The following is a 24,868-nucleotide window of genomic DNA, read 5'->3' on the forward strand; positions in this document are numbered from 1 at the left end:
CGCCCGTAAGTAGAGGCGGCTGAGCGTGCGATGCGCCGCCTGCGCGATCGTCAATGACACAAGAGGCTACTCAATGCTCGCGTTCAACGTGAACGGAGTGAACGGGCGCATGGTGGTGGCTGGCGCCCAGTTCGTGCAGTCTATGATGCAGGCGATGATGCGCAAGCTCCAGGGCAGCTCGCAGCCGCGAGTGTCGCGCTTCGTCGGACTTGGGAGCGAGCGTGTCCATATAGGCGATCGATCCCTCGATTTGAGCAAGGACCGACACTGCATCCGCCGTGGCAAAGATGGGCATTCCGCCTACTTTGACATATACCGCGCTGGTGTGCGCCGCAATGTCGGCCTCGCGTCCGGCGACACTGCCTCGAACGCGCAGCGCGATCCAACATGACTCGCTAATGGGCACGGAGAGCTGCCCCTTGCACGACAAGCCCCCGCATCGAACCTCCTCAAGGACCGTGCCGTTACATATGAGCTCCGCCCGCGTCGGCGGAACGCTGACCGATTCGATCCGCCAGTCGATCGTGAGGGTGCCGCCTGAACGGGGAAGGACCACCGTGCCTCCAGGGCGACGTCCTTCAACGGTCATCTCAACCAGAGGCCCGACCGTGATGAACGTGTCCCCGCTGCGTACGGCATCCATCCAGTTGCGATACGTGAAATCGCGTTCGCCCAGCCGCACATAGGTCCGCGAGCCCCCAAGGAGTGCGGCCGCGTCCATCTTGTCGGAGCCGGCTACCAGCGGCAGATGGTACCCGATGTTGAGGTAGCGATACCAGTCGGCGAGACCAAATGCGCTGATCTGCGCGGTCCGCGGGTTGAACGACATCATTTCGATGGCGTCGACAAGGCCGAGCACAATGTCGGCCGCCCGCTCCGCCTGCGGGTTCGGCGCGTGCGGCATTACGACCAGCCCCCCTTGCTGACGGCAGCGCTCCGCCCAGTCGGCCATGGTCGCTTCCAGAACATGACCGATCGCAGCTTCGTTGGATCCGCCGCAAGAGAGCGGATTGATCATCCCACCTTCGTAGCCGAGCAGCGATATGTGCCCCAGAACCTGCATCCGGTTCTCCGTGCCGACCCGAACCAGGAATTCTCCGTCCCCGCCGAAATCCTTTGCCCCGATCGTCGTGCGTCCGTCGAAGTCGGCAACGTTGGTGAATAGCTCGCCCCACTGTGCGGCGAGCAAGTTGACGACGTTGACACCCTCCGCCTTGCCCTCAAGCAGCGCTGTCTGCGGGCTCAGGAAATGGACGTGCGTATCAGAGCTAACCCACCCCTGTTCGCGCCAGCGCAGTACACGATCGAGCTCAAAGGTGAGATGGTCCGTCGTTGCAGTGATTTCGACGATTGTACGCAGCGGGCGCACCTCAAAACCCCTGCAGATCTCTACGAACACGGGCCCGAGCGGCAGGTCCGCCTCGCAACTGCCGTCCACGTAGGCGTATTGGTTCTGCCCATTGGCAAATTCGCCGGAGAAGTCCTCGAACCTGCCAGTATTGACCTTGCGGTGATGTCCCTTGGGTGGCAGATACTCTCCGTGCTCACCATGGACATGCAGGCGCGCGGCAACACGTACGCCGCTGCCCTTCTCCACGATGCGGATCTTGACCGGCCTTGTGGCCGGTTCGACTGTCGCCACGGTGAGCGAGGCGCCGCCTGCGTTACCGCAACCTTCCAACGATCGAAGATCGAACATGTGCAAGCGGCCATCGTCGGAGCGCAGATAGAGCCTTGCGTCCGGATGCGCGGAATACTCGACGATGACTTCGTTGGCGGAGCGCACGGGCTGCACATCAACTTTGGCGCCCAGCCAATCCGCTCTGGAGTACTCGAGCACTGCGCGGGCCGAAATGACCGTGCCGAGGTCCATGCCGATCTGCTCGCCTCGATCGTCGACATCGAGCTCGCCAAGCTTATTGAGATGAACCCCGGGCGGCAGCCTCACCTTCAGCTTGCGACGGCCCTGGAGGCGCAGCGGGTGCTGGGTGAGCGTTGTCGTGGTCACCGCAAAGACAAGCGAGATTTCCTGTTCCGCGCGCAAGCTTAGCGCCGAAAGCTCCTTGTCCGGATAGGGATTCGAGAGCGCGTAAAGCCACAGGTTCTCACCCTGTCGATCCATGCGTCCCGATTGGGTGCGGGCCTCGCCCTGGAAGAAGCTCGCGCCCGGCGCTCTGCCGAGTACAAAGTCCTCGCCGGTGCTTGCATGCACGATGGGCGCGCGTAGCGGCAGGGCGGCGAACGCACTCGCACTCCAGGAGATGTGGTTCTGCTGGATCGCGAAGCGGCGCAGCACCGGCAGGTCGGTCTCGCTGCCATCAGCATAGCGGAGCCCGTATGTCGCCACCCGCTCGCCGAGTGGATTACCTTCAACAGGTAGCGTAGCCGGGCCGATCTCTCCGAAACCATCGGGGCTTGCACTGGGGCGGTCTGCCGCCACTTGCACGAACAACAGATAGCTCGCCATTGCCCGCGGCAACGCAATTACGGCAGGAGGGGCACCGGGGCGCAGCTTCAGCACATCCGGCCCTGTTTCGCTGCCAAAGAGAAAGGGCATGCCGCGATGGGTCTGGAGCCCGCGAAGCGAATCGATCCAGCCGGTGTCACCCGGGCGGGCGGCGAACCCTTCACCGGCATTTGCGCGCCTGGCGTTGAAATATCGCTTCAAGTCCACGGGCGTGAAGTGCGGCGATGAAGGTGTTTTCATGCTTCGGACTCCAGTTTCAGCAAGTCAGTGCCGCGCAACCAGTCTTTGTGTTGTGAATGACTGCACGCGCAAGGACGCTTGCGCCGACTCCATGCTCATGCCCAGCATGGGGAGATACACGCGCGTCCCTATGTTTTGCACCTGACGTGGACGCTTTGCGTCCGTCGCGGGCGCGGCGAAGCGCAGGGCCAGAGCGTGTTCATTCACCGATGTAGAGGCGGCCGCGCTTCTTGGCGATCTGGTAGACCAGCACGCTCAGGAGCGCGATCAACGATCCGTAGACGGGAAACATCCAGGCGATGTGCTCGCGTTGCAACCAGACCAGCAGATAGGGTGACGTCCCGCCAAACAGAGAGACGCCGAGCGCATAGCCGAGAGCCACTCCGGTGGTCCGCACGGCGCGCGGCATCAGCGTGGTGGCGATGAAGTTATAAAGGGCCATGTTAAAGCCCACGATCGCGCCGCCGAACACCGTGACAAAGAAGAACGTGACGATGCCTTTTTCCGAATAGAGCAGCGTCAGGAAGAAGCATGGGATAAGCAAAAGGCGCAGCAGCGTGAACGCGCGCGAGGGTCGCACCTTGTCCGCGAAAGCCCCGACAAGAGGGGCCGTTGACATCCAGATCAGGACCATCAGCGTCATGATCCCGTACACATACGTGCTGTTCTCCTTGAAAACCGTGTTGGCCATGTTGGGCAGACCGGTGTTCCAGGCATAGTTGGCGATCTGAACCGACCCGATCACCAGGATGACGGCAAGCAGCGAAAGGCGGACGCTCCATAGCGTTTTCCACACCCCGCCAGTCGTTTCCTGAATGCGCGAGGACTCATCTTGCCGATGCATGGCTCGATTGATCAAGGTTTCCGGCACCGTCGTGCGCAGATAGATGATCAAAAGGCCCAGCACGCCACCGACCGCAAAGGGTATGCGCCAGGCCCACTCGCGCATGGCTTCAGGTGCGACCGAGGCGCTCACCAGGAAGGCAACCAGGCTGGATCCAAGGCTTCCCAACTGGATGAATGTGCCACCGATCAGACTGAGATAGTGTCCCTCCTTTCCAGGTGGCGCCAATTCAATTGCAATGGCGTTGGCGACACCAGCCTCAGCGCCTGTGGCAAGCCCCTGAATCAGACGCATGATCAGCAGCGCTACGGCCGCCGTGACGCCGAGGTCCTTGTAGGTGGGCAACAAGGATATCAAAAGCGAGCAAACCGCCATGGCTGTGACTGAGATCAGCATCACGCGCTTGTGGCTGATGCGATCTGCGACCGGCCCCAGCAAAGCCGCGCCCAGCGGCCGAGCGCAAAAACCCGCCCCGTACACGGCCAGTCCCGCCAGCAGCGAGGTGGTGGGATCATCGGAAGGGAAGAAGTGCGGCGAGAGAAACGCTGCCATTACGCCGTAGACATTCCAGTCGTACCACTCCAGCGCCACCCCTCCTCCAAGGCCGGCGGTCATCCGCTTGTCGGCAGTTTGCTTGTCAAGCTGGATGGGTACAGCGCTGGGCTGAGCAATGATATTCATGGGTCCTCGGGCTCCATTAATGACGTTGATGATGTTGCGGGTCGCGCGAGAAAGAGCAGCCGCTCGTCGGCTCAACTGCGCCCACCCCGGCGGGGTCTACGAGAGCGGCGGCCTTGAGCAGGCCGGACGCCGGAAGCGCAGGCACAAAAGGTGCCCGGGATGCCGGCGGAAAGCCCCGCGTGGCTTCACGTATTTGCGGGTCTTGCCTCACGAGCGGCCATTGCACGACCGTCATCGCGCAGGACGCCTCCATCGTAGCTTCCGACTTGCGCGGCGGCTCGCATAAAGCGCGCGCGAGATTGCGTGCCATTCCCATGGCTAGCCTTCCTCCTGTTGCTCTAAGCGCGCTTCTGAAGAAGCTGATATTCTTGTTGGACAGCGCGGCGTCACAAGACCATCGCACCGTCTATGAGATCCCTTAAATGCGACCCACTCTCGCCGGCCGCATGCTTCCGGTTTCCCGCAGGATCGGGCATTTTTACATTGTTTTTATGAAATCGATTTCAGAAGCAATAGGAATTCGGAACTGTGGAGTCAAGTGGTTTTTCAAGGGTAAGACCCGCTCACCGGTCACCGTCAGCCCCGCATTGAGCGAGTGGCGCCAGCGCCGCGGGATCTGAGCCAGCTAAAAACAGGCCTCAGATGCGTTGTTGCTAAGAAATCGATTTCAGCTTAAGGGCTGGTTTTTCGTATTCCTTCAGGAGAACCGCCCCATGACCAAGACGTCCGATCTCATCGTGTCGACATCTGTCGCGCGCCACGTGCGCCTTTTGACGCTGAATAGGAAATCGAAACGAAACGCCTTGAGCAACGACATGATTGCGGATCTAGGCGCCACCTTGCGCGATGCCGCAATCGACAAAGATGTCCGCTGTGTCGTGCTTTGTGGCAGCGATGCGTTCTTCTCTGCCGGAGCCGACATCAAGGAGATGCGAGAGCGCGGCTTTGAGGCAATCGACAATTCCGCGCGACGTTCTGCCTGGCGGGATGTCGCCAATTTCCCCAAGCCTCTCATTGCCGCAGTTGAGGGCATTTGCTTCGGCGGCGGCCACGAATTGGCACTGCTCGCCGATATCGTGATAGCAGGCGAAGGGGCGGTATTTGGGCAGCCTGAGATTAACATCGGGATATTGCCGGGCGACGGCGCAACGCAAAGGCTGACACGCGTGGCTGGCAAATCGCTGGCCATGCTGATGATCCTGAGCGGCCAATCCATCACGGCGCGGATTGCGATGCAGGCCGGCCTTGTGGCGGAAGTTGTCGAAAGCGGCAGGGCGCAGATTCGTGCGCTCGAAATAGCCGATCTCATTGCGCAAAAGCCTCCCCGTTCGGCTGAACTTGCCAAAGCGGCCGTTCTCGCCGCGTTTCAGACCACGCTGGACGCCGGGCTCGAGTTTGAGCGCCAAGCTATCCGGTTTGCGTTCAGCACAGCTGACCAGCAGGAAGGCATGAGCGCCTTCTTTGAGAAGAGGCCGCCGAACTATCGCGGGAACTAGCTACGCGATCTGCTCGCATGCGCCGTAAGCTGGCCCGCGTAAGATGGGGCATTCAACACTCCTTCGGCTCGACCAGGCCGGCGCTACGGGCGACGACCTCGTATTGGCCGGCCCTTGCCACACTAACGTACATGTTCATCCTGCAGTGGCGCTTGCTCGGCACCATCTCCGCCGGCCCGCCAGCCCCTTCCGCAGGCTTTGCGTGGTCGCGCGCGGCGGCGATGGCCTCGCGGTCAATTGTACCGGCTTCCTTTACTGCGGCTTCCCACAGCTTCAGTCCTCGATAAGTGCCGGTCGCGGCGCTGCCTGCTGAGAACCGGAACTTGCCAGGAAACTGCTTTTCGTAGGCCGACTGAATTTTGGCGCTCACCGGATCTTCGACCGCCAGTGCCTTGTAATAGTCGAGGCTGCTGGCGAGGCCCTCGATCTCGTGAGCCTGATTCATTTCGAGCGTGTTCTCGTCATAGTAGACGCAGCCCAGCCGTCCCCCATTCCTGGAAAAGCCCGCTTCATAAAGCTGTTTGAAGAAGGAGCCGACGCCCGGGGGGATGACGCTGTTGAAGACCACGTCTACTTTGTTGGACGTGATGCGGCTCACGGTCGAGGAAAAATCGATCTGGTCGAGGGGGTAGTACTCCTCGAACACCACCTCTTCGCCGCTGCTCTCGATCACCTTGCGCGCATAGGCGTTGATTGTTTGTGGCCAGACGTAGTTTGGAGCCCGGCAGCGCGAAGCGTCTCCCACCGTTCTTGATCAACCAGGGGATGAACCGGTCACAATTCTGCGCCGGTGCCGGGCCGGTGCAGAACAGATAGGGCGTGCACTCCCTGCCTTCGTAGGCCTGCGGATAGATGTAGAGCGTCTTGCCAAGAGAGATGATGATGTCCTTGATGGCGTTGCGCATCGAGCTCGCAGTGCCGCCGAGCACCAGGTCGGCTTTGTCTCGCTGAATCAGCTTGCGGACATTGCCAACAGCGACGGACTCGTTGGACGCGGTGTCCTGATCAGGAGCTCGATGGGGCGCCCCAGCAAACCACCAGTCTCTTGATCTCGTTGACCACCATGCGAGCGACATTGGCGTCGGTATTTCCGGCAAAGCCGAGTGCCCCCGTAAGGTCGGTGGCACTGCCTATCCTGATCGGGCCTTCAACGGCGTTGGCCCAGTCAGGACGGATCACCCAGCTGCCCGGGCCGGACGCAATGGGCGCAGAGGCAAAGGCGCGGAGAAAGCGGCGGCGGCTGAGTTGTCGGTGATCATTCAACATCGAACTGACCTCCCCTTAGCTCATGGCCTTAAATCCACGTGCCCTGTTCTTTCCAAGGGGTCGCAACAGCCTGAAAGCTATCCCTCATTTGGGGTTTTAATCAGCCTCTTCAGCTCTTGTTTGGGTAAAATCGCGTAACGAAGGCAGCATTCAGGTCAGTCTGAAAAACTCCTTCGCGTTCTTGCCAAGGATTCTGATCGCCAAGCGCTCTGCGTCTCGCGACCGAAAGTAACCGTTCGCGACTTTTTCGTTCAGAACCTCGCCGATGAGCCGACGCCCGCCCTGTATCGCGGCAAACGTCTCCTCAACGTGAAGACAATCTCCTCCAATCATCATTCGCGATTCATCTGGCAAGACTTCAATGGCTTCGTGCAGGGCGAGCTTGAAATGTGACGGGCTCAACAGAAAGGACCAGCACAAATCAAGCCAGACATTTCGATACACAAAGGCTATTCCCAACAAGTCCCGACTCCAGGGATAGGCCAAATGCATCAACAGAAAGCGGGTCCGAGGATGACGCTCAATCAACCCGGTCATACGTAGCGGGTGGGAGCCGCTTATGATTGCCGTTCCGAGATGAGTTTGGACTGGCAGGTCGGCCTCCCCTGCGAGTTGGCAAAACAAGTCGACCACAAAGTCGCAGAACGCCTTGCGCGCCGCAGGGGATGGAGACCTTTGTCCCCAAGCCTGACGAGCCAGTTCCTCGTTCGGTTCGTCAAAGCTTAGATCCCGGTCATAGGCAAGTGCGTTTTTGAGCGCAACGTGATTGCGCCGGGCGCAGCCGGCTACGAGCTCGCGGATTGCATCGCAATAATCATCGAAGGTTTTCACCTCGAGGCCGAGGCGACGCAGCAACGTATGCCCGCAATTTCCATTATGATCGCGAGATTCTGGGTGCCAGCCGAGGGCGAATGCGTTAATCCGCAGGACCGCATCGTAACTTTGTCCAAGGACCGGCCGCGGATCCATCAACGGATCGAGAAACGGGTCCGTTACGATCCTTCCGATGGCGGCCCGCCCAATCACTTCACTTGACCATGTCGCCTCCTTGTGGCGCAAGCGCACTGACGCGTCTACCGCCTCCCAGTTGTCGCGCGTGATTCCAGTGTCGGCGACGCCGTAAAGCTCTGCGACTCCGCGGACGAGGTTACGGACGAATGCGTTCGATCCGCTCCTCTCGAGGAACGGAGCAAGGGCCTCCCAGGTGGTCGGCTCGGGAGGGATAGATACCATTTCGGTCGTTGCCTTGGGCTCGGATGGCAGCACGTGGCTCGTCCAAGCCGCATAGCTCTGTTGGAACAGTTTCAACAGATTTACGTCCCGGGAGTGTGCGACCTCGGGCATGTGATGTTCATGGACATCGACGACTTGGCACGCATTCACAAAATCGCTGATGGTTTCGGACATGGACCCTCTCTGCTCAGCCATCTCAAGGAACTCGAATGCTCCACCTTCGACCAGGAGATCGCCGCCGGCGAACGCCTCTACGGCGCTAGATACGTCAAAAGCCGCGGGTCGTTGCGCAGCTGTTGCGACGGGCCCGAAAGCGCGACCCGGCCGCGATCGAGCACATATGCCTGCTCCGCGACACGCATTGCGAGGTCGAGATGTTGCTCGACGATGATGATGGCGATCTCTCTCGCCAGCTCGACCAGGCGCTCGGTGATCTCCTCGATGACGCCGATCCAGACACCCTCGGTCGGCTCATCCAGCAGCAGGAGTTTAGGGTTTCCGAGGATCGCGCGGGCGATTGCGAGCATCTTGCGCTCGCCACCGGAGAGCGTTCCGGCCGGCTGATCGAGGCGCTGGCCGAGTTTCGGAAACATCTTCATCACCCGGTCCACTGCCGATCCATCGGGGTGCAAAAGCGATCCGACGGCGAGATTGTCACGCACGGAGAGGCGCGCGAACACTGAATGCTCTTGCGGCACATATCCAATGCCGGCCCGCACCCGCACTTCGGTCCGCCGACCATCGACGTCTTGGCCATTGAACTGCAGTCCGCCCTTCCATGCCGGCAGTTCGCCGACAATCGTTTTCATGAGCGTGCTCTTTCCGGCGCCGTTGCGGCCGAGGACGGCCACCCCGCCACGCGGCGGGATGGTCATATTGACGCCGAACAAGACTTGGCTGCGTCCATAGCCGGCATCGAGATGCTTGATATTGAGGAATTCAGGCACGGCGCAGATAAATCTCCTGGACGCTTCTGTTAGCCTGGATCTCAGCAACCGTTCCTGACGCCAGCACCTTGCCCTGATCGAGCACGGTCAGGCGGTCGCAGATGTCGCGGATGAAATCCAGGTCGTGCTCCACGATGACGATCGAGCAATGCTGTTTGACCGGCTGCAGCAATTCGCCGGTGACGCGGCGCTCCTCCAGGCTCATGCCGCCGGTGGGCTCGTCCAACAGCAGCAGGCGCGGTCGGCATGCGAGCGCCATCGCGATCTCCAACCATTGCTGCTGCCCGTGAGATAGGGTCGCCGCAGCATCAAAGGCGCGATCGGCGAGCCGGAACTGGAGGAGCATCGTCATGACCTCCTCGTGCAGTCGTCCTCGAGTGCGCGAGAACGCCAGCTCCAGCAGTGAGGACCGGGCCTGCAGGGCGAGCAGGATGTTGTCGTAAAGCGTGAGGGTCGGTAGCACGGCGGTGATCTGGAATTTCAGGCTCATGCCGGCTCGCGCACGCTCTGACGGCGTCAACGAGGTGACGTCAGTATTGATGAACGTCACCTTGCCTCGGGTCGGCACGAGCGCACCTGCAAGACACTTCATCAGCGTGCTCTTGCCCGAGCCGTTCGGCCCGATGAGGCCATGAAACTCTCTCTCGCCGACCGTGAGCGCCGCTCCGTCCAGCGCCGTGAGCTTGCCAAAGACCTTGGAGATGCCGGCGGCTTCAAGGAGCGGCATTGCGCTTCTCCTTGAGGCTTGGGCCGAAATGACCTACACGTTCCCGCTCGCCCAGCACGAGGCTGATCAAGCCGAGGGGCCTGAACAGAATGACGAGCAACAGCAGAACGCCGAGAATAATCGGCCAGATATCGCGATAGTTGTCGGAGAGCCAGAAGCTGAGTCCCTCGACAATCGCGGTGCCGATGACCGCACCGATCAATGTCCCGGAGCCGCCGAACAGGACGTAGAGCACGACCTGGGTCGACATGACCACGCCCAGCATGTTCGTCCAGACGAAGCCCTCGTGAAACGCATAAAGGCTGCCGGCAGTACCTGCAATCGCGCCGCTGATTGCGAATATGATCGCCTTCAAATGTTGCACTTTGTACCCGAGGAAGGCGATGCGCTGTTCGTTCTCTCGCAATCCCGCCAGTGCCAGTCCGAACTGGGATCGCAACAGAAAGCGCGACAAGAGGTAGATCAAAACAAGAATGGCGAGCACCAGGTAGTAGAAACCCGGTCCCTCGCTCAGTTCGTGCGAGCCGATTGTCATCGGTTGGATCGAAGGGATACCGTTCTGACCGCCAAGATAGTGTGAACCTCTCGCCAGGCGGTCAGCTGCGTAAGCTCCGGTCATAGTACCAAGCGAGACGAAGACCACACTGGAGGGGTGACGGCCGAGCAGCAGGAAGCCTGCCAGCAACAATGCCGCCACAAAGCCTATCAGGGTTCCGGCCGGAAGAACGGCAAAGATCGATCCAACCCCGAAATCGCGTGAAAGCAGCGCCACACCGTAGCCGGCCATGCCGAAGAACAGCGACTGACCCAAGCTCAAGATACCCGCATAGCCCCAGACCAAGTCGAACGACAACGCGAAGAGGCACAGAATGAGCACTCGTGTCGCATAGACAGTGATGTAATCCCGCAGGACGAGAGGTGCGATCGAAGCGGCAATCAGCAATGCTAGTTCGAGAATCGGAAGCACCTTCGTTCGCCCTGCGAAGGCAGATGCCATGAGGGGCGAACGAGCAGCTTCAATCACGCGTGGCGGGGGCTGTATGCCAGTGCCGGTCGATGACATCAGCACTCCTTCGGATCGACCAGGCCGCCGCTACGCGCGACAATCTCGTATTGGCCGCCCTTCGCCACTCCAATGTACATGTTCATCCTGCAGTGGCGCTTGCCGGGCGCCATCTCGGCGGGCCCGCCCGGCCCTTTCGCAATCTTCGCGTGGTCGAGGGCGGCGGCTACCGCGTCGCGGTCAATTGTACCGGCTTCCTTCACCGCAGCCTCCCACAGCTTCAGTCCTCGATAGGTGCCGGTCGCGGCGCTGCCTGCCGAGAACCGGAACTTGGCAGGGAATTGTTTGTCGTAAGCCGAGTGAATCCTGGCGCTCACTGGATCCTCCGCCGCGAGCACCTTGTAGTAGTCGAGGCTGCTCGCAAGCCCTTCAATCTCGTGAGCCTGGTTCATTTCTAGAAAGTTTTCGTCGTAATAGACGCAGCCCAGCCGCCCGCCGTTTTTGGAGAATCCGGCTTGGTAGAGCTGTTTGAAGAACGGGCTAACGCCGGGCGGGACAATGGCGTTGAAAACCACGTCTACTTTGTTGGATATGATGCGGTTAACCGTAGAGGAAAAGTCGATCTGATCAAGCGGGTAGTATTCTTCAAAGACGACTTCGCCACCGCTGCTCTCGATCACCTTGCGCGCATAGGCGTTGATCGTTTGCGGCCAAACATAATTGGAGCCAGGCAGCGCGAAGCGTTTGCCACCATTTTTGATCAACCAGGGAATGAACTGGTCGCAATTCTGAGCCGGTACCGGCCCCGTGCAGAACAGATAGGGCGTGCACTCTTTACCTTCGTAACCTTCCGGATAGATATAGAGGGTCTTGCCGCGCGAGATAATGACGTCCTTGATTGCATTGCGCATCGAGCTCGAGATACCGCCGAGCACCAAGTCGACCTTGTCTCGCTGGATCAGCTTTCGCACATTTCCCACGGCGACGGATTCGTCTGAGGCCGTATCCTCAATCAGGAGTTCGATCGGCCGTCCCAACAGGCCGCCGGAGTCGTTGATCTCCTTGACCAGCATGCGAGCGACATTGGCGTCGGTGTTGCCGGCAAAGCCGAGTGACCCCGTAAGATCGGTCGCAATGCCAAGCCTGATCGGGCCTTCCGCAGCATTTGCCCAGTCGGGGCGGATCACCCAGCTGCCCGGGCCCGCCGCGATGGCGGCGGACGCGAGGGCAAAATTGCCGAGAAAGCGGCGGCGGCTCAGTTGACGGCTGGCGTTGATCATCGGTTGACCCCTCTTCCCGAAACTAGGCCTTGCGGCCGGAACTTGATAAAAATGATGGCGAGCACGAACACCAGAACGTCGGCGATGACCGGTGACATCAGCCAAGGCAGCCAGGCACTGAACGTGCCGATGACGCTGGCGCCAGCGACCGGGCCCGCGAAGGACCCGACGCCGCCGACCATCACGGCAACAAAACCCTGGATAAGAAAGCGGATGCCGAGATCGGCGAACAGTGAAAAGACCGGCACGATCAGCGCGCCGGCGAGGCCCGCGAGCGCCGCACCAAACGCAAAGGTGAGGCTGTAGATCATGCCCGTGGAGATGCCCGAGGCACGCGCTAGCTGTGGGTTCTCCAGCGAGGCGCGGACTCGCAGCCCGAACGAGGTGTAGGCGAGCAGTGCATGGCTCGCGGCGATCACCAGCAAAGTGATGATGACGATGACGCCGCGCCAGGTGGCGAAATGCAGACTACCGATCGTGATAGAGCCACTGATTGGCTCCGGGACCGAGACATAGAGTCCGCCCGTCAGACCGCGCACGGCTTCCCGAATGATCAGCCCGAGCGCATAGGTGCCAAGCATGGCGACGATTGGAGCGAGGTAGAACCGTCGCACCACGAGTTTTTCCAGCACGAAACCAAGCGCGCCCACCGCGACCGGCGCGGCAAGCATGCCGAGCGGGACCGGCAAACCGACGCTGTGCACGAGATAAGTGACGTAGGCGCCGAGCAGGACGAACTCGCCCTGGGCGAAGTTGAAGATGCCCATCATGCTGGCAATGATCCCGAGGCCGAGCACGACCAGCACAACGATGGCGCCGAAGCTCAAGATTTCGAACATGGCGATCAGTAGCGTATCCACCGCTGCCTCACATTTCTTGAGATTGCGAGCACATCTACTTCACCCCGATCGTTTGAAGGGGTGAGCTACTCGTTGGAAAGCGAAGGGCTGCTGGCACGAGAGCGCTCCTAGAAGGTCATCCCGGCAATGTGAGTTGCAGGCGATGGTGGGCTTCTTGGGCGGCCCGCCTGTCGGCGCTTCATTCACAACATGCTGCGCGAGATTGCCTAGAGAAACGTGGGGAGATGTGAGTAATGTTGGGTAATGTTCGCCGGGCAACCGACATTGCGCCCGCGTAAAGAGAGCCGCCGGCGGGCCGCGAACGTTCTCGCCAGGCCAACTTCAATTCAACCAAAACGATAGGAGAGCTACCCGCATGTCCTAACCGAGTCGCAGGGGGCGCAAACGCGTTCCGCGGCGAACGATGTCGAACGAAGAAATCAAGTGAAATGACGCACCACTTGACTATGCCGCAGGCTGTTTGTTCAGTACTGAAAAGCTCATTGCGGCCGAACACCTGCCTTGCCAACCAGTGGAAATGTAGATTCAACTCGCCCCGCAAACGTGTTTTACAAGGTCTGAAGCAACTTGTCGGACGCCGGAGGCGTGTCATTATACTCTTCTAGCCGCCTGATGACGGCGCATGACAACCCGCTTCGGTCGGCGAACTCCTTCACCGACCAGTTCAGCATCACCGGGGGCTCGCAACTGCCGCCCGGTGAGCTTTGATGTGGGCCGACGGTTGCGACGATCTTGACGCGGCGTGAGCGGCGCATCGTGCCCCTCCAGATCATGAGGTCATAGTTGCATGAAGCCCGGCAGGGCTCATAACGTGTTTATAGCGGTGCTGGTTGGCCATGCGCACCCTTGCTTTGCCGCTGGTCCGTCGTCGCGGGGCGAACAGGAGAGACCACTCGGCTTACACTCCGGATGCCGCCGCGGGCTGCCCCTGTCGCGCCGACCGCACGATGCTGTCGATCGCGCGGTAGGCGAACACAATCGCCGGCCCGATCGTAATGCCTGCCCCAGGATAGATTCCACGCATTGGCGAGGTCATGTCATTGCCGCAGGCATAAAGTCCAGCGATCGGCGCGCCATTTCCGTTCAAGACCTGTCCTTCTGCATCTGTTGAGAGGCCGGTCGCCGTCCCAAGGGTTGCCGGGACAATTGGGAGCGCGATGAATGGGCCGCTCTTGATAGCCCCAAGGTTCGGGTTTTTCTTTCCGACCGCCGGATCTCCCAGCGTGCGGTTGAAAGCCGATTCACCCCGGTTGAAGAGCGGATCGCGTCCTTCAGCTGCGTGGGCATTGTGTTCTTCAACGGTCTTTTGGAGCTCGTTGGGGTCGAGCCCCAATTCCGCTGCAAGCTCCGCAATAGTCCGACCAATCTCGATGTAGCCCAACCGGGCATACTTCTTGATACTCAATGTCCATGGCCAGGGGAGCAGGTGTCCCATGCCCCTGAGGCGGACGAATTCCTTGTCGCAAATGAAATAGAATCGCTTGTCCGCCGGATAACCGTTGTTGAACATGGCAAGGCAGATATCATGATACGAATTGGATTCATTGACGAAGCGCTTGGCATTTGGCCCCACGGCGATGACGCCTGGACGGCCACGATCGAGCCAGCCGTACGGGACCACTTGCGAGGAGCGGCCGTTCCTGAGTATCGAGACGGGCGTCCAGAAGCCGCTCGATGCCACGTCATTATCGATCGCAGCTCCGAGCTTGCCTGCGAGCGCAATACCATCGCCGGTGACATCGCTGTGGGCGAGCGTATCATTGTGCTGGTGGGCTCCGCTGAGCTGGGCTCGCAATTTTCCGTTCCGCGCAAAGCCACCGGTTGCCAGGATCACTCCATGCGAGGCGCGGACGCGGAGATCCGTGCCATCCCGCTTGAGGAGTGCGCCAGTAACTCTCCCTCCCTCCCTCGTCAGATCTACCGCCGGGCAGCGTGGCCGGATTTCAACGCCATATCTACGAAGGCTTACCAATAACCGCGCAATCAGCGCATTCCCGCCACTGAGTTCAGTGCCCCTCCTGTAGCGCAGCCGGTCGCCTGCGTAGCGGCTGACCCGGCGCAGGACGTGTTTGAGCGAGGCAGCCGACTGGAAGGGGTTGAGGAAGCTTCTGACCTCGCCGGACGAAATCATCATGCCGCCGAGCACGACGCGAATCGGATCACCTATCAGGTCGAAATCCTTGCCGAGAAGCCGTCCGTCGTAAGGTGCTGGGCTCAGCGCCCGCCCCTTGTCGACCCCGCCGATTTGGCCGGAATGATAATCCGGAGCGGAGGCCAGTGTGAACTTCACTTCACTCCCATTCTCCAAGCTGGCGAGCGCCGTTGGGCCGTCTTCAAGATAAGCGTCCACGAACTCGGGGCGATAGTAGTTGCCAAGTTCGTGTTGCAGATAGATCTTCGCATTCGCAATCGAGTCATCGATTTTTGCGGCTCGGGCCTGCATTGAGCATGGAACCCAGATCATGCCGTTCGACAGGGCGGTCGTGCCACCGAGCCGGTCAGACTTCTCGCACACCGTCACGCGAAGTCCGGCCTTTGCCGCATAGAGCGCTGCGGACAGTCCAGCCGCGCCGCTTCCGATCACGAGCAGGTCCGTCTCCAAATCGTCCGTTGGCTTGCTCGCTTTGGAGAAGGAAGCGGCATTGGGTTTCAATTCGGTGATTGGGCTATTCATTCGTGCCTCGGTGCAGATTCTGCAGTGAATGCTGACGCTCTCGCGGGAGGGGAACGGCCTTGAATTCTTCGGCTGCAGCCTTCACCGCCCGCTCGATCGGGATCCGTTCGATGGAGGAGGCGCCAACGAAGCCGACACATCCGGTCGATCGGTAGACTTCCGAGGTATCCTGGGGCTCAGCGATTGCCCCGCCATGGCAGAGAAGCGTGACGTCCGGGCGGACCGCTTGAGCTGCAGCATTGATGTCGTTGATGCGCCTGATGGCCTCTTCAATCGACTGTCCCTCCTCATGCCCCACAAGCCCGCCGCGCGTTGCGCCGACATGTGGGACGATGCAGTCGGCTCCAGCGGTTGCCATCGCTTTGGCGTCGTGCGGGCTTGCCACATACGCGAGCGAGAAGATGTTCTTCTTACGGGCCACCGCGATCATCTCAAGTTCACGCTCAAAGCCGAGCCCGACGCGGCCTCGACGCTCACGCCATTTCTCACCCATCGTTGAAATGGTCGGGTAGTTGATCACGCCGGAGAAGCCGGCAGCCCAGAACTTGTCCAGAAGATCATCGAGGTCGAGCCGGAGGGGATCCCAGGCCTCGACACCGCCTATAACAGGAACGGAGGAGACGACATTGCGGATCTCCGCCGCCAGCTCAAGCGTCCGCGCATTGGAATCGCCGATCCGGCTCGTCGGCAGCCCCATCAACCGCGATAACCCAGTACTGTAGACCACGAGCATGTCAGCCCCGCCCAGAGCTGCGCATTTTGCGACGAGCCCGCAACTGCTCGCCGCGGCAAGCACTGCCTTTCCCGCCGCAACTTGAGCTGTGATCTTTGCGAGTATTTCGGGCCGATCAAACATCCGCACGGGATGACCCTCCTGGTGTCAGTCGTTCAACGATCCACGATGCGGCCGCGTCCGCAAATTCCGGATCGTTGATGTGACAATCCAGCTCGCGGGCGATGATCGAGGGCGGTAGGTTTTGCCTGACAGCGTCGAACCAGGCTCTATCGGCTTCAGGATTTCGAAAGATTCCACCGTCCCGGTCATAGTCAGACACCCCCTTGGCCGGCCACAACACGAGAGCGGGCGCCTTTGCTTGCGAGAGGCGCTCTGCTGTGAGCGTGCCTATGCGCTCGTTCTCCGAGGCGGTCGTGCGCATGAGCGTCGTGAAGGGGGTATGCGAATAGAATTGGCGCCCCTTGAACTCGGCAGGCACGCTCGAGGGAGGGCCAAAGTTCACCATGTCGACAGCTCCCGGCGCGATAAGCTGAGGAATCATGCGGTGAGAAGCTGCTTTGAGCCGATCCGGACCTGCACTGGCCGTGCCGCCGACCAGCTCGTCCGCGAGCTCGGTTGTGGTCAAATCGATCACCGCATCGAACTCACCGGCGGACACGAGCTGCTCCATCTTGCGGCCCCCAGCGCCATTGGCCGGAAAGACAATCGCGTCGACGCCTGCCTCTGCCAGCCGCGCTACACAGCGATTTGCCGCCGGCGTCGTGACCCCAAAGGCCGTGATCGCAACAGTCTTTCTCTTCCGCCGCTCTCGAGCAGGCACATAGCGCATCGCCGCAATGGCGCGCCCTGCATTGTCCAGAACGCGTTCGGTGAACGCGTTGATTCCGAACAGATCGACCAGGGTCGGATAGAGGATGATGTCATGGTGGAGGGCGAGTTCGGCCAGGAGGGCTGGCCTCGCGCTGCTCACCAGCAGCTTTGGGAATCCATACGGCAAATCCGATACAACTTCACCGAAGACTGCGCTACCTTTGCCGCCCGCCACGCCGACGGCGGCGTCGATCGCACCTGATCGCAGGAGCTCCTTGACTTCTTCACGCGCGCTTGCGGCTATTTCCCGTAAGAGCTCAGCGGGTGCAGCCACCCGTTCATCGCTGCGATCCGCCTCGCTTCTGTACCTCCAGTTTGATGTGCCTACATCAATCGTAAGAGTCTTGCGGCCCCACTGTTCGATGACGCGCGCGAGATAAGCGCTTTCGCGGCCCTTTGTGTCCAAGGTTGCGATAATCGCGACCTTGCCCGCAAGATCGGAGGCGTGACCATCCCCGACCGACCTCTGGTCGCCCGCGCAATGGTGAGACACGATCTTCCTCCTAGACGTTTCTGGACGTTTGGAGGTCTAGATCGAAGTAAAATGGCCCATAAGCCCGGATACGAGCGCGACTGGGTAAAGTTGGGTAGGTGCCAAGCAGCCATAGGAGCAGCAGCCGCTTCGCGGAGAACTCGAAATCCCAAACAATTAGATTCTGAGACTGTCAGGGCAGGCTCGTCTCATCGGGATAGCCGACCGCCTTCTTTCCGAAGATGCGGATCGAGTTCTCCTTGGCCTGGATCTGCAGGTCGCTTCTGCTAACACCCGGCAATTCGATAATCGCCAGGATGTCGTCGCCCTGCTGGAAAACGTTGATCGGTGGGAAACCCGCAAGTGGTGGTGAGATCTTGCAGCCAGTCGCTGGCCAAAGTCGATTCAAGGGAGCGTTGTAGGTCGAGCAGTGTGTTTAACGGATCAGCAAATCCCATGATCATGTTTGCAACCCCTATTTTGTTGACGGGGCGAGGAAGGATCATGGTCGCCCCTCGAGGCTTTGATTTGGGACGATCACTGGCACTTTCAAGAGGTGAGTGCTAGTCAGTGGCTCGTCAGCCGGCGCGGGTGTAAGTTATTGAGCTATCGTAATAATCCATTGCGCCTCACGGGCGGCAAGCAGGACCGCTTGCTTCTCGTACTGGCTAAATTCTGAAAATGTCAGCGAGGGCTCGGGCCAAATGGGAACACCCATCTTATTGGCCTGCCAATCCTGGCAATTCGCTCCTGATGCCCGTCGTGATGAAATTCACGCCGATCGCCGCGACGATGAGGGCCCTGACGCGGGTCATGACATTAATGCCGGTCCTGCCCAAGAAGCGCTCGATTGGCATCCATGGCGGCCGCCTGATGAGCGCGCGATCATCGCGCTTCGGCAGATTTCCCGTTCGCTTTAACGCGGACGGGTCGTTGGCAGCTCTTCGGCGTCGTCGGTTGCGATCGTCGGATCCGCCAAATCGTAACCGAAGCCTTCGTAAACGAACGCGCTACGGATCAATTCGCAGTCACGCTCGCTGACGCCAACCTGTCGGCAGACCCTATACCAGGACTCCCCAATGGTCGCTTTCATGCCGTCGACGATGGCCGTTGCCTCTTCTTTTGATAAGAGGAAACGTTCGCTCTGCGAGAGCAAATTGAGCCGGTTGGCGTAACGCCCCCAGTTGCCAAACGCCATCGCCAGGTCCCGGCGCTCCAAGGCAATCATCGGGTTCGGGGTGAGGTCGTATGCCGGTGACAGAGACCACGCTTGGTCCTTTGCCAAGATGGCATGGTTACGTGGATGATCGTCGGTATTGGAGATGAGAGCGTTAAAGCACACCCGCCGAAACAGCTCTGGCAGATCTTTCGACTGACTTCCGGATGCGGCTCGCCGAATTTCGTCAGCCAGCAGGAGATATGACCATTTTTGACGCTTATCGACAGTATCAGGCGTGTCATCGGCATCGAGCAGCGTCAAGGCGCTCACCATCCTGCTGCGGTGGTAACCCTTCTCCGCCTTATTCCGATCGAACCGTTTAATCAGGACGACATCTTTATCGCCGATCGTGGTCATCTGGCTCTCTGCGCACGAGATCCCGCACCCGCGAGCAAGGGTCAGCATGGCGTGCTCGACCCGAGGGTTATTCCATCGATCGTCGCGGTGGGGGAATTTCGCGAGCCAAAGCGCACCCTCGTCCTCGACAGTAGCCTTCGGCCGCGCGCCCCCCATCGAAGTGCCCGCGCGCATCAACGCCTCTGCCTGTTCAGCGTCAGCACCTGCTGGTGCTGCTGCTGCTGGATCCTTCTCGGCGGCAACGATCTGGTCGGCTACTTCGATTAAACGCGCCAAGTCCAGCGTCTTGTTGAACGTACGAACAGGTGCCGGCGGTTGCACGTTGAGACCAAAGCCCAAGGCGCCGGCGCGATCGTCGGGTGAATTGAGCAGATATTGAATTTCGCTCGGCGACGGATTGCCCAGACGAGTTTCGATCAGCTTGCGTCCCCAGGCGTCCGGAGAGCTGTCGCGCAACGCGCCAAAATTGCCCCGCAGCTTCGTTGTCCGGAATGGCGGAACTTGAATCTTGAGCTCGACCGGATCGAACTCGACGCGATCCTTTCGCTCGAGGTAGCTGCGGCCATAGACGAATTGTCCAACGGCGGCACCTTGGCGTGTCGTGTCGAGCTGATACCGCCCGGCCGTAACCCGTTCTGTCTGGCCTGGCAGCGTGATATAGACGAAACATTCCTCAGAAGGCATTGCTTGGTCCCCCCCCCTGTCGCGCACGCTCGCGCTCATCGAGGCCGCTTAGAGCGAGCCCCTCCTCATCGTTCTTCGGGTTGGCAACGTCGGCAAGAGACGGGAGAAGATTCATTGCCCACAGCATTCCGAGATACACGCCGGCACTGGTGCTCAATTTCCCGTTCTCAGCATCGGCGATGACGTGCCGATCTACGCCCAGCTTAGTTGCCAGCTCTGTATGGCTCAGGTTGCGGCGCAGGCGCGCGGTCCGGAGGTTGTTGCCCAAGCGCTTGATCGCTTCCTGAACGGCAGAGGGTGGTGCGCTGATAAACTGACTGCGAGGAGGCATGGCGTCTTAAGGCTCCCTTAAAAGGCTTATTGGCGCCTTATGGCACCGAGAAATATACCACCCCCACCCTGCGATGTCAACTACTTGGCGCCTTAAGCTACCGCAAAGCCACATATTGGCGCCTTAACACGCCAAGATTTCCCAGGCTGAGAATTAACCGTGTGCACCTTGCGTCTCAACATGGGCCCGCTGATCCGATCCCGACATGCATCAGATGGGAAACCAATTGACGGCGGCCTCGCGAGTACATAACAGGAACATCGAGGACTGCCCTTTCAACCTCGCTCAATACGGCAAAGCCAGTTCTTTGCCAAAGAGCGGGCGACTTCTGCCCGGTTCAAAAGTGCGGATTGCGTGGAAAAGGGCGGCGACCGGCGAACAGCATGTAGACATCGCCGCCGCAGACGGCCCAATCGCACTTGGATTGATTTACAATCCGGACCGGTCGGAATGGGGAAGTTCATGAACTTTAAAGCAATCGCACCCGGCGCTTCAACTGAACCGACCCTGCAATGCCCCAACTGCAATCACGAGATCCACCTGACGGAATCATTGGCTGCTCCGCTGCTCGCGGAAACGCGTCAGCGCTTTCAGGAACAGCTGGCGAGCAAGGACGCCGCGTTGGCTCGAAAAGTCGAGGCGCTGCGGCTGGAACGCGAGCAACTTACGAGGGAACGCGAGCAGCTTGAAGACCGGGTCGCACAACGATTGGCGATAGAGAGGGCGCAACTTGCCGCTAGCGAGGGAAGGAAGGCGCGCGAGGCGGCTGCCGCTGAGCTACAAGCGAAGGAAGCGGAGGCTGCAGAGCTAAGGGCCAGCTTGGCCAACAACAACCTCAAGCTGGCCGAGGCCCAGAAGCAACAAGCCGAGTTGATGCGACAGCAACGAGCGCTCGAAGAGGAAAAGCGGGAGCTCGACTTAACCATAGAAAAACGCGTGCACGCATCCATCGGGGAAATCCAGACTAAGGCAAGGCTGGATGCCGACGAAGTCGCGCGCTTGCGCGTTGCGGAAAAGGACCAAACAATCGAATCCATGGCCCGCACGATCGAAGAGTTGAAGCGCAAGGCCGAGCAAGGTTCGCAACAGTCGCAAGGTGAGGTTCTCGAACTTGAGCTGGAGGAGTTGCTCCGGGGAAGGTTTCCCACAGATCTGATTGAGCCTGTCGGCAAAGGTGAGCTCGGTGCCGACGTGATGCAGCAGGTGAACGGCTCGATCAGTCAGCCCGCCGGCATCATCCTATGGGAGTCGAAGCGGACTAAGGCCTGGAGCGACGGCTGGCTTGCAAAACTTCGCGATGATCAACGCCGCTGTGGCGCGGACGTGGCGCTTATCGTCTCACTGGCTCTACCGAAGCATGTAGAGCATTTCGATCTCATCGACGGCATCTGGGTTGCTCATCCGCGATGTGCGCTCCCGGTTGCAGTGGCTCTCCGCCAGGGTCTTATCGACGTCAACAGTTCGCGCATGGTTCAACAGGGACAGCAGACCAAGATGGAGCAGGTCTACCAATACCTGACCGGCACAAAATTCCGCCAACGGGTGGATGCCGTGGTCGAGAAGTTTAACGATATGCGCGAGGATTTGGATAAGGAGCGCAGATTCTTGGGAAGGCAGTGGGCCAAGCGCGAAACGCAAATATTGGCCGTGATCGAATCGACCGTCGGCATGGTTGGTGACCTGCAAGCGATTGCCGGCAAGGCGATGCCGGAGATTCCCAGTCTAGAGGTCCCAATGTTGGAAGCCGCAGGCGAACCTGACTGGAAAGTAGGATAAGCGCATATCGATCCCCGCCATTCGCCTTAGTCGAACGGAGAGTTGGGCGTGCCCCAAAACAGCTCGCATGAACAGGTACCACATTGCTTTAACACCCGAAGAACAAGAGCTTCTGAGTAAGATTGATCTTCGGGATGACTTGCCCGTTGCGATCGATCCACACGCAGTCTACCAAAGCAATCGCGCACCGATTTTGGCGGTGATGAAATCTCTCATCGATCGTGCGGCGATACCTCAGCATCGTGTCAGTTTTTTCACGGATCCCAAGTACAAGACAGGTCGCCTGAAGGGGTCTCGGCAAAGCCTTTTCGAAAGAAACGGCACCAGAGGTGAAGAGATCTTCGAGCACCCCTCACTTCAAGCCGTATCTTAGATATTTTCTGCACGGATGCGAATTACCGACCGGGGCAATTTCCGAATTCGAACGGGAAGTCGACAACCCCGAGTGGGTCAGCGGGAGCGATGGGATCGATCTTGCGAAGAAGGCGATCGCAATTTGCCGACGGCACCGCATTCCCAAGCACGAAGCCATCGAACAATTTTTCAAGCTCGCGCTGGATATGGGAATAAGTTTCTCTCAGGCGAACACGATACAGGGCATAATCAGCCGATCCAGCTTGAAATGAAGCGGCTATTCGGATTTGCTTTTCGGCCTCAGAGGCCGATCGGCGCGGGCGTGGTGTTGAAACGAATTCGACCGTGAGCAGAAATCTACGTACGGCATAGCCGCCGGTCCAGGCCTCCGAAATCGAGAGGATCGCCAGACTAGCTAGGAGCGGGGACTGCTTGAACCCGATCGGCAGAACGTATTTCGGCCCGCCCTCATACGGATTGCGTACGGTCGACCACGCCGCATAATCGCGCGCTGAGTGAAAGCCCAGTTGACGCAGCATGTGCGCCACCCTCGAGAGATCGAATAGAAGAAGTTTTTGAGGTCGACGCGGAAGAAATATCGATTGGTTCGGTGCTCGTGGAGCGCCGCCACATGTCCGCCGCTGCGGTAGTGGAAGAAATAGTGAGGCAACTCGATTTCAGCGGCAAATTTGAGGAGCGTATCCCCTCGTCGATCGCATTCCGCGTTCGGAACGAAAATGTGTTTACCGCGAGACGTATAGCGTTCCTTGAAGTTTTCGAGCATCGCAGTTGGCGACCTTATCCAGGATCTCAAGCACAGCCTTGGCCAACCGTAGAACGGCAGTCAAGACCTGCAGGGTCACCTGAATAAGGCGCGCCCGACGTGCGAATTTCTTCGTCCCGTATTCCGCCCGTCGACTACCCGCGATGCCGACGCCCACCTGAAGCGTCTTCGAGATCCTGGATTTCCACGCCCGACATGGCCGTTCCGAAAACGACGTAGCCTTTGGCTGCGAGGCCGAGCGCGATATCGCGGCCGAGCCCTCCCCCGGCACCGGTGACTGCCGCTGCGCGGCCTGAATGTCGGTTTTTCGGTGACACAAAAGTCTCCATCTGCTTCAACTGCCCACACAGGGTGGTGTCCCCGCTGGTCAGCGCTACATGTGCAGGGTCATCATCTCGCCATCAGCCATCATGTTCATTGGCGCGGTCGCTCCAGCCGGCCGGACCGCGAGGTCAGCCGAAGGCGCGATGCCAATACCGCGATGCTGTTCATGGTGAATTTCCTCAGGCCGAACATTTCCTGTTGGCTGCGCTTGATGCGGTCAAATCGGCGATGCACCAAACAAGTCGGGCGATTCCCTGAGGACGCGGACTGGTCTATCGCTCGGCTCGGCCTTCCCAGAGCGCTTTGTGCGCAATTCGAGCAGGCCGAGCAAAATCTCGTCTCGCTCGGCTTCGAGCTCCTCGACGCTGCGCGTTCCGGCCTCGGCATGAGCGCCGTCGATCAGCTTCTTCTGCAACTCGGCCGTCAGGGTCGGCGATCCCAGTACCTTCCACCAGGCCGTGATCGGTCCAGTGAACTGCTTCAACATATGCTCGATGCCGCCCGGACCCCCGCCGAGATGATTCAGCATGACCTGGCCCATGATGCCCCAGCGCAGGCCAGGTCCCCAGCAAAGCGCCGTGTCGACATCTGCGACACTGACGACGCCTTCGTCGACGAGATAGTAGACCTCGCGGGCAAGCGCGGCCTGGAGCCTATTGGCGACGTGCCCGGGCAATTCCTTGTTGAGCCGCACCGTCTGCTTTCCGATCGATGTATAGAATTCCACCGAGCGCCGGATCGTCTCTTCCGAGGTCTTTGTGCCGCCGACGATCTCGACCAGCGGGATCAAATGCGGCGGATTGAACGGATGACCGATGACGCAGCGCTCAGGATGCAGGCGGCAATCGGACTGGATTTCGCTCATGGTGAGACCTGACGAGCTTGATGCGATGATCACGTCGGCCGGCAGCAGCTCGTCCAGCTCACGATAGAGCTTCTTCTTGAAGTCGACTCGCTCGGGCCCGTTTTCCTGGACCAGGTCCGCACCCGCCAGTGCGGTCGGCAGATCGCGGGTGAAGGTGAGACGCGACTGCGATGCGCCGGGTGCAAGACCCAGCCGTTCGAGCGCTGGCCAGGCCGACTTCACGAACTTGCGCAGCGACGCCTCGGCGTCCGGCGCGACATCGGTTGCCACGACGTCAAGTCCCTTGGCGAGGTACTGCGCGGCCCAGCTTGCGCCGATCACGCCGGTGCCGATGATTGCGACGCGGCGAATGGGTTTGGTGATGGTCATGTCGTTGCT

20 protein-coding genes and 1 pseudogene are annotated in these 24,868 nt (G+C 59.8%); 3 read left to right on the plus strand and 18 right to left on the minus strand.

Annotated elements, in window-relative coordinates; all coding sequences use genetic code 11:
- Nucleotides 1–70: 70 nt before the first annotated feature.
- Entirely contained in the window at nt 71–2,707 is a 2,637-nt protein-coding gene (locus GA0061098_RS27445) for a CehA/McbA family metallohydrolase (RefSeq protein ID WP_245323640.1), read from the minus strand.
- Between the two features lie 199 nt (nt 2,708–2,906).
- Nucleotides 2,907–4,232 carry an MFS transporter gene (locus tag GA0061098_RS27450; protein ID WP_091963963.1) on the minus strand — a complete coding sequence of 442 codons (1,326 nt, stop codon included), beginning with the start codon at nt 4,230–4,232 and terminating at the stop codon, nt 2,907–2,909.
- A 713-nt stretch (nt 4,233–4,945) separates the two neighbouring features.
- Between GA0061098_RS27450 and GA0061098_RS27455 the strand changes: the two genes are divergently transcribed.
- Complete coding sequence (locus GA0061098_RS27455) at nt 4,946–5,728, plus strand: enoyl-CoA hydratase-related protein (protein ID WP_091964168.1); 783 nt, start codon at nt 4,946–4,948, stop codon at nt 5,726–5,728.
- Between the two features lie 52 nt (nt 5,729–5,780).
- Here the strand turns inward: GA0061098_RS27455 and GA0061098_RS27460 are convergent.
- From GA0061098_RS27460 to GA0061098_RS27530, 14 genes and pseudogenes are all read right to left on the minus strand, one after another.
- A pseudogene (locus GA0061098_RS27460) lies at nt 5,781–6,994 on the minus strand (substrate-binding protein).
- A gap of 150 nt (nt 6,995–7,144) precedes the next feature.
- A complete protein-coding gene (locus tag GA0061098_RS27465; protein ID WP_165637641.1) occupies nt 7,145–8,401 on the minus strand; it encodes an amidohydrolase family protein in 1,257 nt (418 codons plus the stop codon).
- A gap of 77 nt (nt 8,402–8,478) precedes the next feature.
- The gene (locus GA0061098_RS27470; protein ID WP_091963969.1) at nt 8,479–9,174 is read right to left on the minus strand and encodes an ABC transporter ATP-binding protein; all 696 of its coding nucleotides are present in this window, start codon (nt 9,172–9,174) and stop codon (nt 8,479–8,481) included.
- On the minus strand, nt 9,167–9,901 hold the full coding sequence (locus GA0061098_RS27475) for an ABC transporter ATP-binding protein (RefSeq protein WP_091963972.1): 735 nt from the start codon (nt 9,899–9,901) through the stop codon (nt 9,167–9,169). Before GA0061098_RS27475 ends, GA0061098_RS27470 begins: the two co-directional genes overlap by 8 nt.
- Entirely contained in the window at nt 9,888–10,898 is a 1,011-nt protein-coding gene (locus GA0061098_RS27480; RefSeq protein ID WP_091963974.1) for a branched-chain amino acid ABC transporter permease, read from the minus strand. Before GA0061098_RS27480 ends, GA0061098_RS27475 begins: the two co-directional genes overlap by 14 nt.
- A gap of 65 nt (nt 10,899–10,963) precedes the next feature.
- Nucleotides 10,964–12,184 (minus strand): substrate-binding protein, encoded by a 1,221-nt coding sequence (locus GA0061098_RS27485; RefSeq protein ID WP_091963977.1) that lies wholly within the window; start codon nt 12,182–12,184, stop codon nt 10,964–10,966.
- Nucleotides 12,181–13,023, minus strand: coding sequence for a branched-chain amino acid ABC transporter permease (locus GA0061098_RS27490; protein ID WP_091963979.1), 843 nt, complete (start codon nt 13,021–13,023; stop codon nt 12,181–12,183). Before GA0061098_RS27490 ends, GA0061098_RS27485 begins: the two co-directional genes overlap by 4 nt.
- 919 nt (nt 13,024–13,942) lie before the next feature.
- A complete protein-coding gene (locus GA0061098_RS27500) occupies nt 13,943–15,718 on the minus strand; it encodes an FAD-dependent oxidoreductase (RefSeq protein WP_091963984.1) in 1,776 nt (591 codons plus the stop codon).
- On the minus strand, nt 15,711–16,574 hold the full coding sequence (locus GA0061098_RS27505) for a phosphoenolpyruvate hydrolase family protein (protein ID WP_091963987.1): 864 nt from the start codon (nt 16,572–16,574) through the stop codon (nt 15,711–15,713). Before GA0061098_RS27505 ends, GA0061098_RS27500 begins: the two co-directional genes overlap by 8 nt.
- Nucleotides 16,567–17,817 (minus strand): Tm-1-like ATP-binding domain-containing protein, encoded by a 1,251-nt coding sequence (locus GA0061098_RS27510; RefSeq protein ID WP_245323642.1) that lies wholly within the window; start codon nt 17,815–17,817, stop codon nt 16,567–16,569. Before GA0061098_RS27510 ends, GA0061098_RS27505 begins: the two co-directional genes overlap by 8 nt.
- A 172-nt stretch (nt 17,818–17,989) precedes the next feature.
- The gene (locus tag GA0061098_RS27515) at nt 17,990–18,205 is read right to left on the minus strand and encodes an Hsp20/alpha crystallin family protein (protein WP_091963990.1); all 216 of its coding nucleotides are present in this window, start codon (nt 18,203–18,205) and stop codon (nt 17,990–17,992) included.
- A 310-nt stretch (nt 18,206–18,515) separates the two neighbouring features.
- Nucleotides 18,516–18,653, minus strand: a complete 138-nt coding sequence (locus GA0061098_RS47495) for a MarC family protein (protein ID WP_283812003.1) — start codon at nt 18,651–18,653, stop codon at nt 18,516–18,518.
- 59 nt (nt 18,654–18,712) lie between these two features.
- On the minus strand, nt 18,713–20,056 hold the full coding sequence (locus GA0061098_RS27525) for a type II toxin-antitoxin system HipA family toxin (protein ID WP_091964175.1): 1,344 nt from the start codon (nt 20,054–20,056) through the stop codon (nt 18,713–18,715).
- Complete coding sequence (locus tag GA0061098_RS27530; RefSeq protein WP_091963993.1) at nt 20,046–20,387, minus strand: helix-turn-helix transcriptional regulator; 342 nt, start codon at nt 20,385–20,387, stop codon at nt 20,046–20,048. The genes GA0061098_RS27525 and GA0061098_RS27530 overlap by 11 nt, the downstream gene beginning before the upstream one ends.
- Before the next feature lie 462 nt (nt 20,388–20,849).
- On the opposite strand from GA0061098_RS27530, the gene GA0061098_RS27535 reads away from it, so the two are divergent.
- Both GA0061098_RS27535 and GA0061098_RS44090 read left to right on the plus strand, forming a co-directional pair.
- Nucleotides 20,850–22,163, plus strand: a complete 1,314-nt coding sequence (locus GA0061098_RS27535; protein WP_091964179.1) for a DUF2130 domain-containing protein — start codon at nt 20,850–20,852, stop codon at nt 22,161–22,163.
- A 67-nt stretch (nt 22,164–22,230) separates the two neighbouring features.
- On the plus strand, nt 22,231–22,536 hold the full coding sequence (locus GA0061098_RS44090) for a hypothetical protein (protein WP_129590963.1): 306 nt from the start codon (nt 22,231–22,233) through the stop codon (nt 22,534–22,536).
- Between the two features lie 22 nt (nt 22,537–22,558).
- On the opposite strand, the gene GA0061098_RS27545 is transcribed toward GA0061098_RS44090, so the two are convergent.
- A complete protein-coding gene (locus GA0061098_RS27545) occupies nt 22,559–23,056 on the minus strand; it encodes a hypothetical protein (protein WP_091963998.1) in 498 nt (165 codons plus the stop codon).
- A 786-nt stretch (nt 23,057–23,842) separates the two neighbouring features.
- Nucleotides 23,843–24,859 (minus strand): 3-hydroxyacyl-CoA dehydrogenase NAD-binding domain-containing protein, encoded by a 1,017-nt coding sequence (locus GA0061098_RS27560; protein WP_091964006.1) that lies wholly within the window; start codon nt 24,857–24,859, stop codon nt 23,843–23,845.
- Nucleotides 24,860–24,868 lie beyond the last annotated feature (9 nt).

Source organism: Bradyrhizobium shewense, assembly GCF_900094605.1.
Taxonomy (GTDB): Bacteria; Pseudomonadota; Alphaproteobacteria; order Rhizobiales; family Xanthobacteraceae; genus Bradyrhizobium; species Bradyrhizobium shewense.

Excerpts from the sequence above, each read along its gene's own strand:
- GA0061098_RS27445 (WP_245323640.1), bottom strand. The coding sequence starts at position 2,707 with ATGAAAACACCTTCATCGCCGCACTTCACGCCCGTGGACTTGAAGCGA.
- GA0061098_RS27450 (WP_091963963.1), bottom strand. The coding sequence starts at position 4,232 with ATGAATATCATTGCTCAGCCCAGCGCTGTACCCATCCAGCTTGACAAG.
- GA0061098_RS27455 (WP_091964168.1), top strand. The coding sequence starts at position 4,946 with ATGACCAAGACGTCCGATCTCATCGTGTCGACATCTGTCGCGCGCCAC.
- GA0061098_RS27465 (WP_165637641.1), bottom strand. The coding sequence starts at position 8,401 with ATGTCCGAAACCATCAGCGATTTTGTGAATGCGTGCCAAGTCGTCGAT.
- GA0061098_RS27475 (WP_091963972.1), bottom strand. The coding sequence starts at position 9,901 with ATGCCGCTCCTTGAAGCCGCCGGCATCTCCAAGGTCTTTGGCAAGCTC.
- GA0061098_RS27480 (WP_091963974.1), bottom strand. The coding sequence starts at position 10,898 with ATGGCATCTGCCTTCGCAGGGCGAACGAAGGTGCTTCCGATTCTCGAA.
- GA0061098_RS27485 (WP_091963977.1), bottom strand. The coding sequence starts at position 12,184 with ATGATCAACGCCAGCCGTCAACTGAGCCGCCGCCGCTTTCTCGGCAAT.
- GA0061098_RS27490 (WP_091963979.1), bottom strand. The coding sequence starts at position 13,023 with ATGTTCGAAATCTTGAGCTTCGGCGCCATCGTTGTGCTGGTCGTGCTC.
- GA0061098_RS27500 (WP_091963984.1), bottom strand. The coding sequence starts at position 15,718 with ATGAATAGCCCAATCACCGAATTGAAACCCAATGCCGCTTCCTTCTCC.
- GA0061098_RS27505 (WP_091963987.1), bottom strand. The coding sequence starts at position 16,574 with ATGTTTGATCGGCCCGAAATACTCGCAAAGATCACAGCTCAAGTTGCG.
- GA0061098_RS47495 (WP_283812003.1), bottom strand. The coding sequence starts at position 18,653 with ATGCCAATCGAGCGCTTCTTGGGCAGGACCGGCATTAATGTCATGACC.
- GA0061098_RS27525 (WP_091964175.1), bottom strand. The coding sequence starts at position 20,056 with ATGCCTTCTGAGGAATGTTTCGTCTATATCACGCTGCCAGGCCAGACA.
- GA0061098_RS27530 (WP_091963993.1), bottom strand. The coding sequence starts at position 20,387 with ATGCCTCCTCGCAGTCAGTTTATCAGCGCACCACCCTCTGCCGTTCAG.
- GA0061098_RS27535 (WP_091964179.1), top strand. The coding sequence starts at position 20,850 with ATGAACTTTAAAGCAATCGCACCCGGCGCTTCAACTGAACCGACCCTG.
- GA0061098_RS44090 (WP_129590963.1), top strand. The coding sequence starts at position 22,231 with ATGAACAGGTACCACATTGCTTTAACACCCGAAGAACAAGAGCTTCTG.
- GA0061098_RS27545 (WP_091963998.1), bottom strand. The coding sequence starts at position 23,056 with ATGCTGCGTCAACTGGGCTTTCACTCAGCGCGCGATTATGCGGCGTGG.
- GA0061098_RS27560 (WP_091964006.1), bottom strand. The coding sequence starts at position 24,859 with ATGACCATCACCAAACCCATTCGCCGCGTCGCAATCATCGGCACCGGC.